The sequence below is a fragment of the Streptococcus sanguinis genome (assembly GCF_050223295.1).
Taxonomy (GTDB): domain Bacteria; phylum Bacillota; class Bacilli; order Lactobacillales; family Streptococcaceae; genus Streptococcus; species Streptococcus sanguinis_X.
This window is the reverse complement of record NZ_CP071424.1, coordinates 1,077,169-1,092,220: the sequence shown is the minus strand read 5'-3', so window position 1 is coordinate 1,092,220 and position 15,052 is coordinate 1,077,169. Positions and strand designations below refer to the sequence as shown.

The following is a 15,052-nucleotide window of genomic DNA, read 5'->3' as shown; positions in this document are numbered from 1 at the left end:
ACAGCAATCTTCTGTGTGCGTTTTCATAGATAAAAATTTGATTTTTTTAAGACATTTTCAGATAAAAAACGTATAATGAGAGATAAGAAATCATTGAAATTTTAAAAGGAGATTCTTGCAAGCATGGAAAACTATTCTCGCAGTAATAAAAACAAGACAAAATCATCTAAAAAACCTACTAAACAGCATATTAAAACAGGTCTTTCAGCCTTCCAAAAGACTATTGCAACGGTTGCCAGTATCTTGTCTATCATCATTGCCAGCATCACGATTATGAATCTGACTGGCCAAAAGGATGAAAAATCAAAAACTGATACCAGCAGCTCTACTGCAACGACTACCATTATCAAGGAAATCGAAAAAGAAACAAGCAGCCCTGCTTCAACAACTGCAACTGATACAACTGCTTCTAGCAGCGATACAGCAGCGGTTGAGACTAGTGTATCTAGCTCTGCGGCAGATACAGCAGCAGGCGACACTACCGCTTCTAGCCAGAGCCAAGACACGGCAACCAACACTCAGACAGAAGCTTCAAACTAAGCAAGTAGAAAACGCCTAGCTCATTGAGCCAGGCGTTTTTTGTATTCATCAAGTAATTATTTGACTATCATTTCCGATACATCTTGACTTGAAGATAGAGGTCATTGTAGGTTCCCAACCATTTAGGGCCCAACTGCTCATAAACTTCCAGATGTTTCATCGTTTCCTCAGTCGGATAAAAAGCCTCATCTTCCTGAGTTTCCTTAGGCAACATGGCCTTGGCAGGAAGATTTGGTGTCGCATAACCAACATAAAGGGCATTTTTATAAGCATTTTCCGGTCTCAGCATAAAGTTAATAAACTGATAGGCTGCTTTTTTATTTTTGACCGTTTTGGGGATGACAATATTGTCAAACCAAAGATTGCTGGCTTCTGTTGGCACGACATAGCGTAGGTCTTCATTGGCCTCCAGCATCTGCCGAGCCTCGCCAGAAAAGGTCACACCGATAGCAGCATTGTTCTGAATCATGTATCCCTTCATCTCATCGGCCACAATCGCCTTGATATTTGGCGTTAGAGTGTAAAGCTTATCGACAGCCTCCTGTAGTTGATCTGCATCTTTGGAGTTAAGACTATGACCATCCGAGTTCAGACCAAGTCCCATGACTTCACGGGCTCCATCAATCATCATGATAGAGTTTTTGTATTCAGGACGCCAGAGGTCATTCCAATGCTCAGGAGCTTTATCAACCATTTTTTCATTGTAGACAATGCCCAGTGTTCCCCAAAAATAAGGAATCGAGTACTGATTTCCAGGATCAAAAGGCTGGTCTAAAAAGTCAGATCCGATGTTTTCCAAACCTTTAATCTGGCTATGATCTAGCTTCTCCACCAAGCCTTCTTTCATCATCTTGGCAATCATATATTCACTGGGAATGGCGATGTCGTAGGTTGTGCCGCCCTGCTTTACTTTCGTATACATGGCTTCATTGGAGTCAAAGGTATCGTACTGGATTTGGACACCAGTTTCCTTAGTAAACTCAGTTAGCAGCTCAGGATCGATATAGTCACCCCAATTGTAAATGACCAGCTTATCGCTCTCCTTGCTCTGCGTCCGACTTTCAATCTGGTAACTAACACCCCATAAGACTACGATAATCAGCAGAATCCCCGCTAAAAATGAATAGAGCTTTCTCATACAGTCTCCTCCTTCTCACGGGTGATAAAATAATACCCAATTACCAAAGCAATGCTGAAGAGAAAGACCAAGGCTGACAGGGCATTGATTTCCAGAGAAATTCCCTGACGAGCGCGGGAGTATATCTCAACAGACAGAGTCGAGAAGCCATTGCCTGTAACGAAGAAGGTCACTGCAAAGTCATCTAGTGAGTAGGTAAAGGCCATGAAGTAGCCAGCGATGATGGCTGGAGTCAGATAAGGCAGCATGATTTCTTTCAGCATTTGCAATTGGCTGGCGCCTAAGTCATAGGCAGCCTTAATCATATCATCATTCATTTCCTTCAGACGCGGAAGAATCATCAGCACCACAATCGGAATGGAAAAGGCCACATGGCTAGCCAGCACAGACAGGAAGCCCAGCTGGAATTTTGCAGTGGTAAAGAGAATCAGAAAACTGGCCCCAATCATGACATCCGGTGCCACCATGAGGATATTGTTGATAGACAGAAAGGCATCCTGATATTTCTTGCGGGCTTGATAGATATAGATGGCTCCAAAAGTTCCAATCAGCGTCGCAATCAACGAAGACAGGAAAGCCAGAAAGAAAGTCTGAACCAAAATCAAAATCAGACGTGAATCCTCAAAGAGATTCTGGAAATGGCTGAGACTGAATCCTGTAAAACGATTCATGTCTTCCCCAGCATTAAAAGCATAAGCAATCAGGTAAAAGATGGGGATGTAGAGCACCAAAAAGACAAAGGCCAAATAGAGATTTGCAATTTTTTTCATCGCCCTCTCCTTTCCTTGGTCGCCCACATGGTAAAGAGCATGGCAACAATCAGTACCACTCCGATAGTAGAGCCCATGCCCCAGTTCTGAGTAGTCAGGAAGTGCTGCTCAATGGCAGTTCCCAGAGTAATCACTCGATTACCACCGATTAAGCGGGTCAGCATGAAGAGACTGAGACTAGGGATAAAGACAGACTGCACTCCACTTCTGACACCATTCAAGGACAAAGGGAAAACAACCCGACGGAAAGTCTCCCAGCGATTAGCTCCCAAGTCATAGCTGGCATTGATAAGATTAGGATCCAAATCATCCAGAACGTTGAAAATGGGCAGAATCATAAAAGGTAGCTCAATGTAGCTGGCTACAAAGATAAATGAAAAGTCCGTAAAGAGAATCTGTTGCGATCCCACTCCGATAAAAGTCAGAAATTGATTGATTGAGCCATTCTGACCGAAAATACCAATGAAAGCATAAGCTTTGAGCAGGAGATTGATCCAAGTTGGCAGGACAATCAGCATGAGCCAAAGCTGCTTGTGCTTGAGCTGAGTCAAAAAGAATGCGGTCGGATAGGAAATCAGCAGGGTTACGACAGTAATAATCCCTGCATAAAGAACCGAATTCAGGCTCATCTTGAGATAGGTCCAGTTCTGCGATGTAAAGTAGGTCTGGTAATTTTCCAGCGTAAACTGGCCTTCAATGTTGAAGAAGGATTTCCAGATAATCATGACAACAGGTGCTAGGACAAAAAGGAAAATCCAGAGCAGGTAAGGCAAGAGAAAAAGATTAGAGGTTGTTTTCTTCATCACGTTCCTCCTCAATAGCATTGATCAGACCCGCTTCCTGCTCTTCTACTTCTACATATTCTTCGATACGGGCATCGAATTCTTCTTCAGTTTCATTGAGACGCATGATATGGATATCTTCAGGCTCGAAATGCAGGCCAATTTCTTCACCAACAATGGCCTTGCGAGTTGAGTGAATCATCCATTCATTGCCCAGTTCATCGTAAGCGATAATCTCATAGTGGACACCACGGAAAAGCTGGGTATCAACTTTAACCTGCAGCTTGCCTTCTTCTGGCAGAGTAATCCGCAAGTCCTCCGGCCGAATCACCACTTCAACAGATTCATTTGGGCGCATCCCACCATCCACTGCTTCAAAGCGCTTGCCGTTAAACTCAACCAGATAGTCCTCAATCATCTTACCTGGCAGAATATTGGACTCGCCAATGAAGGTTGCAACAAAATGATTAATAGGCTCGTCATAAATATCGACAGGCGTCCCCGACTGAACAATTTCACCGTCATTCATAACGAAAATCCAGTCGCTCATAGCCAGGGCTTCCTCTTGGTCGTGCGTGACAAAGACAAAAGTAATGCCCAGACGTTGCTGCAATTCCCGCAGCTCATACTGCATATCTGTACGCAGCTTCAAATCCAGAGCAGACAGCGGCTCATCCAGCAAAACGACCCGCGGCTGATTAATGATTGCCCGCGCGATGGCTACACGCTGGCGCTGACCGCCCGACAGTTTGCGAATAGAACGGCGCTCAAAACCTTCCAGCTGAACCATTTTCAGTACTTCGGCAACCCGCTCTTGAATTTCTTTTTTATCAACCTTGCGCAGACGCAGCGGAAAGGCCACATTTTCAAAAACATTCATATGCGGAAACAGTGCATAGGACTGAAAAACCGTGTGGACGTCTCGTTTATTAGTTGGAATATCATTGATGCGGACGCCATCAAGAAAAATATCCCCGTCCGTCGCGTCCAAAAGTCCAGCAATGATGTTCAGAATCGTTGATTTGCCAGAACCAGAAGACCCCAGCAAAGTATAGAACTTTCCTTCTTCCAGCTCGAAATTAATTTCTTTCAGGACGACAGTATTATTATCTTCAAAAACTTTTGAAACGTTTTTAAACTCGATGATTGGTTTTTTCAATTGTCATAAATTCCTTCTTTCTCGTATTAACAGATTAAGGGTTCTGTCAGACCGCTGCTACCTCGTGAGGGCTGTAAAGGCCCTTTATAAATTCCGTGTCGATAGGCTTTCACCCCCTTACTAAGTTGCAGCCAGCTGCAGTTCCTTATCCAGCATACTTCTACTGGAAATCATATCTGTCTTACAGAGATTCACCAATGATGCGGACTTCGCGCTCCAGTGTAATACCTGAATTTTCCCGCACCCTTTCAATCACATGAGCGATAAGATTTTCGTAATCTTGAGCCGTTCCTTTATCGACGTTAATCATAAAGCCGGCATGCTTCTCAGATACCTCTACACCGCCGATCCGATGCCCCTTTAGTCCTGCTTCGCTAATCAGCTGACCAGCAAAGTGACCCAAAGGACGCTTGAAAACAGATCCACAAGATGGATATTCCAAAGGCTGCTTGAGCTCCCGCAGATGGGTTAAGCGTTCCATTTCCTGACGAATCGTTCTGTGAACACCAGGAGAAAGAGCAAACTTAGCTGAAATAACGATATCGCCTGTTTCCTGAACCAGTGAGTGACGATAGCCGAACTTCATATCCCGAACATCCAGCGTTTTGACTTGACCCTGAGGAGTCAGTACCTTGCAAGACACCAAGACATGAGCAATCTCGCCGCCATAAGCCCCAGCGTTCATAAAGACAGCTCCGCCAACGCTACCTGGAATACCACAAGCGAACTCAAAGCCAGTCAGACTGTTCTGCAAGGCGATATGGGTTGTCTGAATCAGATTAGCTCCAGCCTCTGCCTCAATCATATAGCCATCTACTGCTACATTATTGAGCTTGTCAAACATAATCACGAAACCTCGGATACCGCCATCTCTCACAATGATATTACTGGCATTTCCCAGCACCATCCAAGGAATGTCTTCTTGATTGGCAAAATTGACAATACGAGCCAGCTCATAACGATTGCGGGGGAAAACTAAGAAATCGGCTGCACCCCCGACCTTTGTGTAGGTGTATTGACTCAAAGGCTCATTGAAGCGAATGTCGATTCCCTCTAATTCAGATTTTAATTTCTCTAGTTTTTGCATGATTTTCTCTCTTTTATGTAAACAAAATACACTCTATTATATCAAAAATCTATGGCATTTACGATAGATTACAAAGAAAAAGCTGAGAAAGGTCAGCTTTTTAATGATTATAATTGCCTAGTAGCAAAACGTTGTGTTTGAGTAGAAAGAGCATTCCTGATGGCACCGAAAGCTAGCTCACTCGCTAGAGCCTGTAATTCTAAATGATCCATAAAGTGAATTATCCTCCTTTAAGCTAGACCCATTATAGCACAGTTAGGTATAAAAAGATAGGGATATCCACTCCTTCTATTGTGTACGCGTTCCTAGAAAAGAAAAAAGAGGTTCATGGAAAACCTCTTGATGATTTATTTTTCTACTCGGACACCCTCTGTGTCTACCTGAAGCCGGAAGATTTGCCCCTTGAAATTCTGCTTTTGCAGAAGCTGATAAATCGTCTCCGTCTTGTGCTTAGGCGATAAGACCATGACAGTTGGGCCCGCTCCTGAAATATAGGTTGCATAAGAGCCATTTTTTCTGGCTAAGAACTTAATATCTGAAAATTCCTTGATTAAAGGTTGACGGTATTTTTCGTGGAACAAATCTGACTCGATAGCCCGACCAGCGATTTTCATATCACCTTTTAAAAGAGCTGCAATCGCAACATTGGCAATGGAGCTGGCCGCAACAGCTTCCTTGTAAGAAAGCCGATTTGGTAAGACTTGGCGGCTCTCAACCGTCCGAAGCTCATAGTCTGGGATATAGGCGATGAAGTCTGCATCCGGAAAGTCCGCTACCACAGCAGACACCTGATTTCTAGATGAGCTAGATACGACCAAATTACCATAAATAGCCGGCGCAACATTGTCAGGATGTCCTTCAATCTTGGTAGCGATTTTCAGTTTCTGATAATCCGACAAATTAAGATGAGCCAGCTGGTTGGCCAATTCAATCCCAGCCACAATGACCGAACTAGAAGACCCCAGTCCGCGAGCTAATGGAATATCACTGGTCATTTTCAAACGGCGTGGCTGAATATCTGGAGCCAACTGCTGGGCAATCTTAACCAGTAAATTGCGTCGGTCCTTAGGAATTCTCGGATTGAGGTCATGCTCAATCACCCACTCCTGACTTTCTTCCAAGACTTCAATTTCCAGATATTTTGAGAGGGCTACCCCAACGGAGTCAAAGCCAGGACCGATATTGGCACTGGTCGCTGGTACAATAATTTTCATCTTAATCTCCTAATACTTTGAAGGTATTGAGCAAGTCAAACTCAGCAACTTCTTTGAGCTTAGCAGTGACATTTTCCAGCTGCGTCTTGCTGACAGCATGGGTAATAATCACCACGCGAGCCTTCTTACCGTCAGTACCTTCCTGCAGAATCTGCTTAAAGGAAATATCCTCAGCATTGAAAATCTCAGCCAAATGCAGAACTTGACCTTTAGAATCAGGTGCCAAGATAGAGAAGTAATAGCTGCTCTTCACATCTTCTGGCTTAGCCAACACAAGCTCACGGCTGAATTCATTAAAGGCCTTGCCAACTGTTCCTTCATTCAAACGACGGCTGATACGGACAATATCTGCCACAACACTAGTTGCGGTTGGTTTTTGACCAGCTCCCGGTCCGTAGTACATAGATTCGCCAATACCGATGGACTCAACAAAGACAGCATTCATCACCCCATTGACACTAGCCAAAGGATGAGCTTTAGGCAGAAATGTTGGAGCTACTTCTGCTGCAATACCCGATGCCGTTTCTTCGATAGAACCAACCAGCTTGACTACATAGCCCAGATCTTGAGCAACAGCCACATCCTCTGGTGTGATATTTCGAATTCCCTGATGGCCCACATCTTCAAATTTAACATTCATACCAAAGGCGAACTGGCTAAGAATCACCATCTTGTAAGCCGCATCAATGCCATCTACGTCATTGGTTGGGTCGCTTTCAGCAAAGCCAAGGCGTTGTGCTTCAGCAAGAGCGTCTTCATAAGACCAACCCTCTTCCACCATCTTGGTCATCATAAAGTTAGAGGTTCCATTGACGACACCCAAGATACGGGTAATTTTGTCAGAAGCCAATGAATTAACCAAGGTACGCAGGATCGGAATCCCACCAGCAACAGCTGCTTCATAATAGAGAGCTACATTTTGCTTTTGAGCAATTTCCAGCAACTCTGATCCGTGAACAGCCAACAAGTCCTTATTGGCCGTTACTACATGTTTGCCAGCTTCAAGAGCACGAGTGATGAACGTTTTCGCTGGCTCGATTCGTCCCATCAATTCTACAACGATAGTAATCTCAGGATCCTTCAGAATTTCTTCAACATTTGTTACAAAATTAAAGTCATTTCCAGCTGCTAAAAGACGATCTTTTTCGGCATCGTCCTTGACCAAGACTTTAGCAACCTCAATCTCTGAATGAGCCGCTTGAACGATTTTTTCTCCATTTTCTTTCAGCAAAAAAGGCACACCGCTTGCCACTGTTCCAAAACCAAGTAAAGCTATTTTAATAGACATGAAGCACTCCTTGAAAATTTCTTGTATAAAAAATATTATAACAAAATTATATAAAAATGCCTACAAAACTACTTCTTTATTTGTTATAATAGATGTAAATTTCCGCAAGGAATTGTAATTTTTTAAAAAAAGGAGATATTATGACAGGAAAACACAGAGGAAATCGCATGCAGCAACGCAAAGCTAGGAAAAGAGCTATTTTGCTTTCTTTAACGAGTTTATTACTTTTTCTCGTCCTGATTGTTGGTGGCTTTTCTTTACTAGCTCAGCTGCAAAACTCGCACAATCAAAAAGAAGCTAATAATGTGCCAACAAACCAGGTCAATACTTCATCTAAAACTTCGTCAGCACCGACTCGGGAAAAAAAGACGACTTCGGATGACAGTAGCAAAGACAAGGTAAAATGGGTCAAACAAGACCAACCAGTTCAAGTACCTATCTTGATGTATCATGCCATTCACGTCATGGATCCATCAGAAGCAGCTAACGCCGGTTTGATTGTGGACCCAGCCACATTTGAAAGTCATCTGAAAGCCTTGAAAGACGCAGGCTACTATCCACTAACACCAGCAGAAGCATACAAGGTACTGACGGAGAACGTCCTGCCAGAAAACAAAAAAGTCGTCTGGCTGACCTTCGATGACAGTTTAAAGGATTTCTATACTAATGCCTTTCCGCTTCTCCAGAAATATGACATGAAAGCAACCAATAATGTCATTACCGGATTTGTTCAAGCAGGGCGTGAAGATATGCTGACGCTAGATGAGATAAAGGAAATGAAGGAAAAAGGCATGTCCTTTGAAGACCATACCGTCAACCATCCTGACCTCTCAGCGACTGCAGAAGACCAACAAAAAATTGAGTTAAAAGACTCCAAGTCTTACTTAGACAAGGAACTGTCTCAAACCACAACAACTGTTGCCTATCCATCTGGACGATACAGTGATGCAACCTTGCAGATTGCTGAAAGCCTTGGCTACAAGATGGGACTGACAACCAATAACGGACTAGCTTCCCTATCAAATGGCTTGCTCTCACTCAACCGCGTACGCGTTAATCCAACCACCACTGCAGAAGACCTGCTAAATGAAATTGCAACCAACTAATCTTAAAAAGCTCGCTTCACTTGAAGCAGGCTTTTCTATTCCTATCCTATGATTATAACTTCTTTCAAACACCCAAAAAACACCAGTTCTAAAGAACTGGTGTAAAGTTTTATTTAGACTTGATATAGTTGATACCATCCGCTTTGGGTGCAACTGATTTACCAAAGAAAGCGGCTAAAACAATGATTGTCAACGCATAAGGCGCGATACGAAGATAAACCGCAGGTATATGAGCAAGGAAAGGAATCTGTGTAGAAACAACAGCCAGGGCTTGGGAAAGTCCAAAGAAAAGACTTGAAAGCATAGCACCTATTGGATTCCATTTGCCAAAAATCATGGCAGCTAAAGCGATAAATCCAGGGCCGACAATCGTCGTAGCAGAGAAATTAACCGAAGCAGATTGAGCATACAAAGCTCCACCTACTCCTCCCAAAAATCCTGAAATCAACACTCCATAGTAACGCATGAGATAAACGTTAATCCCTAATGTATCAGCAGCTTGAGGATGTTCACCTACTGAGCGTAAGCGAAGACCAAATTTCGTCTTAAACATGATAAACCAAGCTAAAAATGAGAATCCAACAGCTATGTAACCCATCAAGCTAGTATTCTTAAAGAAAATATCTCCAATAACAGGAATATTAGACAAAATTGGAAAATCAAATTTACCAAAGGACAAATCAATATTATTAGTTTGTCCTTTTCCATAAATAGCCTTAACAAGAAAGACAGCTAAAGCTGGCGCCAGCAAGTTCAGTACAGTACCGCTAACAACATGATCAGCACGAAAATTAATGGTTGCTACTGCATGAATCGCAGAAAAAATAAGACCAACTAAACCACCTGCAAGAAGAGAAAGCCAAATAGTCATTCCTCCTAAGCTTTCAGCGAAAGTCAGGTTAAAAACAACTCCTGTAAAAGCTCCCATGACCATGATGCCTTCCAAGCCAACATTAACAACACCAGCATGCTCAGAATAAGCACCTCCAATACTGGTGAAAATGAGAGGAGCGGCATAGACCAGCATATTTGATACAAGTATCGTTAGAATAGCAACAATATTCATCTTTACTCTACTCCTTTCATTCGTTTTTTCGGTTTGATATATTTTTCAATAATGTAGTGAGCACTTACAAAGAAGATAATGGAAGCTGTTACAATATTGACAAGTTCTGGAGGAATAGTAGCTGTTGTCATACCAGGCGCACCAGTTTGTAATGTTCCAAGTAAAAACGCAGCAAAAATGATTCCGATAGGAGAGTTGCTAGCAAGAAGAGCAACTGCCATACCATTAAATCCAACAGCCAGAGATCCTGCTTGAACATATACGTTCTGGAAAGTACCTATACCCTCAACTGCTCCTCCAATACCACAAAGAGCTCCAGAAATCACCATTGAAAGAATAATAGTACGTTTCGCCGACATCCCTGCATAATCTGAAGCATTTGGATTGAGACCTACTGAGCGAATTTCAAATCCAAGTGTGGTTTTCTTTATGATAAACCAAATTACAGCGACAGCAATCAAAGCAATGAAAATTCCAATATTCATACGTGACTTAGTAAGCTCTGTAAGAAAGTCTAGACGATAGCTAGCGTTTGCCGAAACAGGAATACTCGATTCGGAATCAACCATTAATTTTTTAGGGAAATTCCGAATAATTTCATTTCCAGCAAAAAGAACAATATAGTTCATCATAATGGTAACAATAACTTCGCTTGTACCTAAAAATGCTCTCAACAAACCCGGAATTAAACCGATTAAACCACCGGCAACTGCTGCTACAAGGACAGTCAGTGGTAACATTGCAAAACGAGGAATAGTTGGAAAAGATAGGGCAAACCAAACAGCTGCAATCCAACCTGCCAAAGCTTGACCAGGTAAACCAACATTGAAAAAACCAGCACGACTAGCCACTGCAAACCCAAGAGCAATCAAAATTAGCGGCCCCATGGTTCGGAAAATTTCTCCAATATTTTTAATGGAACCAAAAGCTGTTTTGAACAACTCTTCATAACCCCACAAGGCATCATAACCAAAAATCCACATGATGATGGCGCCAAGTAAGATTCCTAAAAGAACTGAAATAAAAGGAATAGCAATTTGCTGTGTTTTTTTATCCATTAGAACCCTCCTTGATTTTTCCACCAGCCATGAGAATACCAAGCTCTTGCTTATTAGTTTCAGATGGCTTTACAATTCCTTGAATCTTTCCATCGTGAATAACAGCAATACGGTCTGATAAATTAAGAATTTCATCTAATTCAAAGCTGACAACAAGAACGGCTTTCCCTTTATCACGTTCAGAAATTAAGCGCTTATGAATATACTCAATCGCACCAACATCCAATCCGCGAGTAGGTTGACTGACAATTAATAGATCTGGATTACGATCAACTTCTCGAGCAATAATAGCTTTTTGTTGATTCCCCCCTGACAAAGCACCTGCTGGAACAAGTTCACTTGCTGCTCTAACATCAAATTCTTCCATCAATTTACGGGCATATGAATTAATTTGATTATAATTCAAAACACCTTTGTTACTGAGCGGTTCTTTATAGTAAGTCTGGAGAGCAATATTTTCAGATAGCATCATTTCAAGTACCAAACCATCACGATGACGATCCTCAGGTACATGACTAACTTGCATTTCTGTAATCTTTCGTGGAGAAAGTCCTACAACTTCCCTTCCTTTGATTTTAATACTTCCTGATTTTACTTTTCGAAGTCCAGTAATAGCCTGAATCAACTCACTCTGACCGTTACCGTCAATCCCAGCAACTCCTACGATTTCACCCGCATGAACATCAAGAGAAAGCTCTTTAACAGCTGGTACCCCACGATTCTCATTCACTATCAAATCAGAAATTTGAAGTACAACGTCTTTCGGTTTAGCTTCTTCCTTTTCAGTAACAAAAGAAACCGAGCGTCCAACCATCATTTCAGCCAAATCTTTATTTGAAACGCCCTCAATGCTAACAGTTTCAATTGATTTTCCACGGCGAATAACTGTGACACGATCCGCTACTGCTCGAATTTCATCTAGTTTATGAGTAATCAGGATAATAGATTTCCCTTCTTTAACAAGAGTTTTCATAATATCCATTAATTCCAAAATTTCAGCAGGGGTCAATACTGCCGTTGGCTCATCAAAGATCAAAATTTCGGCACCACGATAGAGGGTCTTCAGGATTTCTACACGTTGTTGGGCACCAACAGAAATATCTTCAACCTTAGCTGTTGGATCAACAGCTAAGCCATAGCGTTCTGATAATTCAAGGATATCTGCATTAGCTTTTTTCAAATCTAATACACCTTTATTCGTTATTTCGCTACCAAGAATAATGTTTTCAGCAACAGTAAATGCTTCAACCAACATAAAGTGCTGATGAACCATTCCTATTCCGAGAGCTGCAGCCCTAGAAGGAGAATCCAATTTTTCCGATTTTCCGTTGACAAAAATTTCTCCACTAGTTGGCTCTAAAAGACCAGCCAACATATTCATCAAGGTAGATTTCCCAGCTCCATTTTCACCAAGAAGTGCATGAATCTCACCTTTACGCAGTTGTAGGTTGATTTTGTCATTTGCGACAAATTCACCAAAAACTTTAGTTATCTCACGCATCTCAATGACATTTTCATGTGCCATTAGAGTATTCCTTTCTAGAAAATTATATTTTATTTCAGTAGAGCCTACTAATCAAGTTAGTAGGTTCTATTGAGACAAAATGTCTCAATACCCTAAAAAAGCAACCCAAGAAGGTTGGGTCGCTTCTGGATCTTTATTATTTTTCAGGTGCTTTTACACTACCATCAATAATCTGTTTCTTAGCATCTTCTACAGCTTTTTTAGCATCTTCAGATAGGTTAGAAGTTGTCAATTCAACTCCACCATCTTTCAAACCAAATGTAATTACTTTCCCACCCGGGAATTTACCATCAGCTGTTTGAGTAGCAATCTCTTGAACAGTTTTGCCAACTTGTTTTAAGCTGGAAGCAAGTACAAAGTTAGATTCCTTACCATCTTTAGACTTGTATTTACCTTCTTCAGCTTGATCACGATCGACACCGATTACCCAAACTTTTTCGTCTTCATTTTTCTTCTCATTCAAGTCTTTTGCTTCTTTAAAGACACCTGCTCCAGTACCACCTGCAGCTTGATAAACTACATCAGCCCCTGCGGCATATTGGGTTGCAGCAATAGTTCTTCCTTTTTCAGGATTATTAAAGTCTTCGGCATATTGAATATCAACTGAAATATCTTTGTTAACAGACTTCACTCCTGCTTCAAAGCCTTTTTCAAAACGAGTGATAACTTCGCCACGTGCCCCTCCAATAAAACCAACTTTGTTAGTCTTAGTAGTTTTTGCAGCAGCAACACCTGCAAGATAAGCAGCTTCATTATCAGCAAAAACAGCAGATGCTACATTCTTCTTGTCTTTGATAACAGAATCAATAATAACATAATTAATATCAGCATTTTCATCAGCAGCAGCTGTAACAGCAGGTGCTAATTTATAACCAACGCCATAAACTAATTTATAGCCATTTGTAGCTGCTTGACTGAAGTTATTCGCAAAATCCGCTTCACTTGTAGACTGGTAGTAAGTAAAGCCGTTATCTTTAGAAAGACCGTTTTCTTTACCCCAAGCTTGCAAGCCTTCCCATGCAGACTGGTTAAATGACTTATCATCAACACCGCCAGTATCAGTTACGATAGCAGCCTTCAAATCAGTTTTCGCGTTTGAAGAATCTGAGCGAGAAGCACGGTTTCCACATGCAGCAAGTCCGAATGCTGCGACAGTTACTAGACCAAGACCTAGCCATTGTTTTTTGTTCATTTCTGAACCTCCTAATTAAGATGTGCAACACAGTTGCAAGTTTGAGTTTGGTCAGATGACCGATAACAGACTTATGTTAAATCTGTAAAAGAATATGGAAGTAATTCCTTGACCGTCATCACGACCGTCGATTTATCTTTAGCGACCAAGGTCACTTTTAGATCCTCAGCAAAAAATTCTGCCATTACTTGGCGGCAGGCACCACAGGGCGATATGGGTTTTTCCGTCTCACCATAGACAATCAGCTCCTCGAAGTCTAAAGCTCCTTCTGAAACTGCCTTAAATATAGCTGTCCGCTCGCCGCAGTTGGTCAAGCCAAAACTGGCATTTTCAACATTAACACCGGTAAATATCCGTCCGTCTTTAGCGACTAAAACCGCTCCAATCGGGAAATGAGAATAGGGAACATAAGCATTTTTGCTGGCTTGGACAGCCAAGTCAATCAACTCAGTAGTCGCCACTAGCTTCTTCTCCCTTCATAATCGCCACACCGGCTGAAGTTCCGATACGAGTCGCACCTGCTTCAATAAAGGCCAGCGCATCTTCATAAGAACGAGCACCGCCAGAAGCCTTGACCCCCATGTCAGGACCAACTGTTTTTCTCATAAGGGCGACATCTTCGACTGTTGCACCACCAGTTGAAAATCCTGTAGAGGTCTTAACAAAATCAGCTCCAGCTTTCTGAGCCAATTGGCAGGCCTTAACCTTCTCCTCATCTGTCAGCAGGCAAGTTTCCAGAATTACCTTGACCAAGGTACCGTTAGCAGCTTCTACAACCGCACGGATGTCTCGCTCTACCAAATCATAATCTTTAGATTTCAGAGCACCGACATTGATGACCATATCCACTTCGCCAGCACCCTTTTGGATTGCGTCCTTGGTTTCAAAAGCTTTCACATCGGAAGTGTTGGCTCCTAAAGGAAAACCAATTGGCACACAAACCTTGACATCTGAGCCTTTCAGCTGCTCCGCAGCAAACTCTATCCAGGTTGGATTGACACAGATACTAGCAAAATCATAAACTTTTGCTTCTTCAATTAACTTCAGAATCTGCTCTTCTGACGCTTCTGGTTTTAAAAGCGTATGGTCTATGTATTTGTTTAATTTCATGTTGGCTTCTCCTAGAA

15 protein-coding genes are annotated in these 15,052 nt (G+C 42.1%); 2 read left to right on the top strand and 13 right to left on the bottom strand.

The genetic code is table 11. From position 1 onward, the window contains the following. Positions 1–123 precede the first annotated feature (123 nt). Positions 124–540: a DUF6556 family protein gene (locus tag J1C77_RS05330; RefSeq protein WP_002921437.1), complete on the top strand. Its 417-nt coding sequence runs from the start codon at positions 124–126 to the stop codon at positions 538–540. Positions 541–607: 67 nt separating this feature from the next. Here the strand turns inward: J1C77_RS05330 and J1C77_RS05325 are convergent, their stop codons facing one another. The 7 genes from J1C77_RS05325 to J1C77_RS05295 form a co-directional block, all read right to left on the bottom strand. Next, positions 608–1,678, bottom strand: a complete 1,071-nt coding sequence (locus J1C77_RS05325; RefSeq protein ID WP_002921440.1) for an ABC transporter substrate-binding protein — start codon at positions 1,676–1,678, stop codon at positions 608–610. Beyond that, positions 1,675–2,448, bottom strand: a complete 774-nt coding sequence (locus J1C77_RS05320) for an ABC transporter permease (protein WP_002900472.1) — start codon at positions 2,446–2,448, stop codon at positions 1,675–1,677. Before J1C77_RS05320 ends, J1C77_RS05325 begins: the two co-directional genes overlap by 4 nt. Beyond that, the gene (locus J1C77_RS05315) at positions 2,445–3,251 is read right to left on the bottom strand and encodes an ABC transporter permease (RefSeq protein ID WP_002921442.1); all 807 of its coding nucleotides are present in this window, start codon (positions 3,249–3,251) and stop codon (positions 2,445–2,447) included. The genes J1C77_RS05320 and J1C77_RS05315 overlap by 4 nt, the downstream gene beginning before the upstream one ends. Further along, positions 3,232–4,389, bottom strand: coding sequence for an ABC transporter ATP-binding protein (locus tag J1C77_RS05310; protein ID WP_002921444.1), 1,158 nt, complete (start codon positions 4,387–4,389; stop codon positions 3,232–3,234). The genes J1C77_RS05315 and J1C77_RS05310 overlap by 20 nt, the downstream gene beginning before the upstream one ends. A gap of 181 nt (positions 4,390–4,570) precedes the next feature. Continuing rightward, entirely contained in the window at positions 4,571–5,476 is a 906-nt protein-coding gene (gene murB, locus J1C77_RS05305; RefSeq protein WP_002897679.1) for a UDP-N-acetylmuramate dehydrogenase, read from the bottom strand. A 347-nt stretch (positions 5,477–5,823) separates the two neighbouring features. Beyond that, positions 5,824–6,690 carry a homoserine kinase gene (gene thrB, locus J1C77_RS05300; protein ID WP_002921445.1) on the bottom strand — a complete coding sequence of 289 codons (867 nt, stop codon included), beginning with the start codon at positions 6,688–6,690 and terminating at the stop codon, positions 5,824–5,826. A 1-nt stretch (position 6,691) separates the two neighbouring features. Next, positions 6,692–7,978, bottom strand: a complete 1,287-nt coding sequence (locus tag J1C77_RS05295) for a homoserine dehydrogenase (RefSeq protein WP_002921446.1) — start codon at positions 7,976–7,978, stop codon at positions 6,692–6,694. 140 nt (positions 7,979–8,118) lie between these two features. Between J1C77_RS05295 and J1C77_RS05290 the strand changes: the two genes are divergently transcribed. Continuing rightward, positions 8,119–9,084 (top strand): polysaccharide deacetylase family protein, encoded by a 966-nt coding sequence (locus tag J1C77_RS05290; RefSeq protein WP_002921449.1) that lies wholly within the window; start codon positions 8,119–8,121, stop codon positions 9,082–9,084. A gap of 109 nt (positions 9,085–9,193) precedes the next feature. On the opposite strand, the gene J1C77_RS05285 is transcribed toward J1C77_RS05290, so the two are convergent. From J1C77_RS05285 to deoC, 6 genes are all read right to left on the bottom strand, one after another. Next, complete coding sequence (locus J1C77_RS05285) at positions 9,194–10,150, bottom strand: ABC transporter permease (protein ID WP_002900479.1); 957 nt, start codon at positions 10,148–10,150, stop codon at positions 9,194–9,196. Positions 10,151–10,152: 2 nt separating this feature from the next. Further along, on the bottom strand, positions 10,153–11,208 hold the full coding sequence (locus tag J1C77_RS05280) for an ABC transporter permease (RefSeq protein WP_002906683.1): 1,056 nt from the start codon (positions 11,206–11,208) through the stop codon (positions 10,153–10,155). Next, the gene (locus J1C77_RS05275) at positions 11,201–12,733 is read right to left on the bottom strand and encodes an ABC transporter ATP-binding protein (RefSeq protein WP_002900481.1); all 1,533 of its coding nucleotides are present in this window, start codon (positions 12,731–12,733) and stop codon (positions 11,201–11,203) included. The genes J1C77_RS05280 and J1C77_RS05275 overlap by 8 nt, the downstream gene beginning before the upstream one ends. A 136-nt stretch (positions 12,734–12,869) precedes the next feature. Further along, complete coding sequence (locus J1C77_RS05270; protein WP_002906684.1) at positions 12,870–13,925, bottom strand: BMP family lipoprotein; 1,056 nt, start codon at positions 13,923–13,925, stop codon at positions 12,870–12,872. A gap of 71 nt (positions 13,926–13,996) precedes the next feature. Continuing rightward, positions 13,997–14,386 (bottom strand): cytidine deaminase, encoded by a 390-nt coding sequence (locus tag J1C77_RS05265; protein WP_002921451.1) that lies wholly within the window; start codon positions 14,384–14,386, stop codon positions 13,997–13,999. After that, positions 14,373–15,035, bottom strand: a complete 663-nt coding sequence (gene deoC / locus J1C77_RS05260) for a deoxyribose-phosphate aldolase (protein ID WP_002897691.1) — start codon at positions 15,033–15,035, stop codon at positions 14,373–14,375. The genes J1C77_RS05265 and deoC overlap by 14 nt, the downstream gene beginning before the upstream one ends. Between the last annotated feature and the right edge of the window lie 17 nt (positions 15,036–15,052).

What these genes read in the sequence shown, in the direction of transcription:
- thrB (WP_002921445.1), bottom strand. Translation starts at nt 6,690, where the DNA reads ATGAAAATTATTGTACCAGCGACCAGTGCCAATATCGGTCCTGGCTTT.
- J1C77_RS05320 (WP_002900472.1), bottom strand. Translation starts at nt 2,448, where the DNA reads ATGAAAAAAATTGCAAATCTCTATTTGGCCTTTGTCTTTTTGGTGCTC.
- J1C77_RS05270 (WP_002906684.1), bottom strand. Translation starts at nt 13,925, where the DNA reads ATGAACAAAAAACAATGGCTAGGTCTTGGTCTAGTAACTGTCGCAGCA.
- J1C77_RS05280 (WP_002906683.1), bottom strand. Translation starts at nt 11,208, where the DNA reads ATGGATAAAAAAACACAGCAAATTGCTATTCCTTTTATTTCAGTTCTT.
- J1C77_RS05315 (WP_002921442.1), bottom strand. Translation starts at nt 3,251, where the DNA reads ATGAAGAAAACAACCTCTAATCTTTTTCTCTTGCCTTACCTGCTCTGG.
- J1C77_RS05295 (WP_002921446.1), bottom strand. Translation starts at nt 7,978, where the DNA reads ATGTCTATTAAAATAGCTTTACTTGGTTTTGGAACAGTGGCAAGCGGT.
- deoC (WP_002897691.1), bottom strand. Translation starts at nt 15,035, where the DNA reads ATGAAATTAAACAAATACATAGACCATACGCTTTTAAAACCAGAAGCG.
- J1C77_RS05330 (WP_002921437.1), top strand. Translation starts at nt 124, where the DNA reads ATGGAAAACTATTCTCGCAGTAATAAAAACAAGACAAAATCATCTAAA.
- J1C77_RS05290 (WP_002921449.1), top strand. Translation starts at nt 8,119, where the DNA reads ATGACAGGAAAACACAGAGGAAATCGCATGCAGCAACGCAAAGCTAGG.
- J1C77_RS05285 (WP_002900479.1), bottom strand. Translation starts at nt 10,150, where the DNA reads ATGAATATTGTTGCTATTCTAACGATACTTGTATCAAATATGCTGGTC.
- J1C77_RS05325 (WP_002921440.1), bottom strand. Translation starts at nt 1,678, where the DNA reads ATGAGAAAGCTCTATTCATTTTTAGCGGGGATTCTGCTGATTATCGTA.
- J1C77_RS05275 (WP_002900481.1), bottom strand. Translation starts at nt 12,733, where the DNA reads ATGGCACATGAAAATGTCATTGAGATGCGTGAGATAACTAAAGTTTTT.
- murB (WP_002897679.1), bottom strand. Translation starts at nt 5,476, where the DNA reads ATGCAAAAACTAGAGAAATTAAAATCTGAATTAGAGGGAATCGACATT.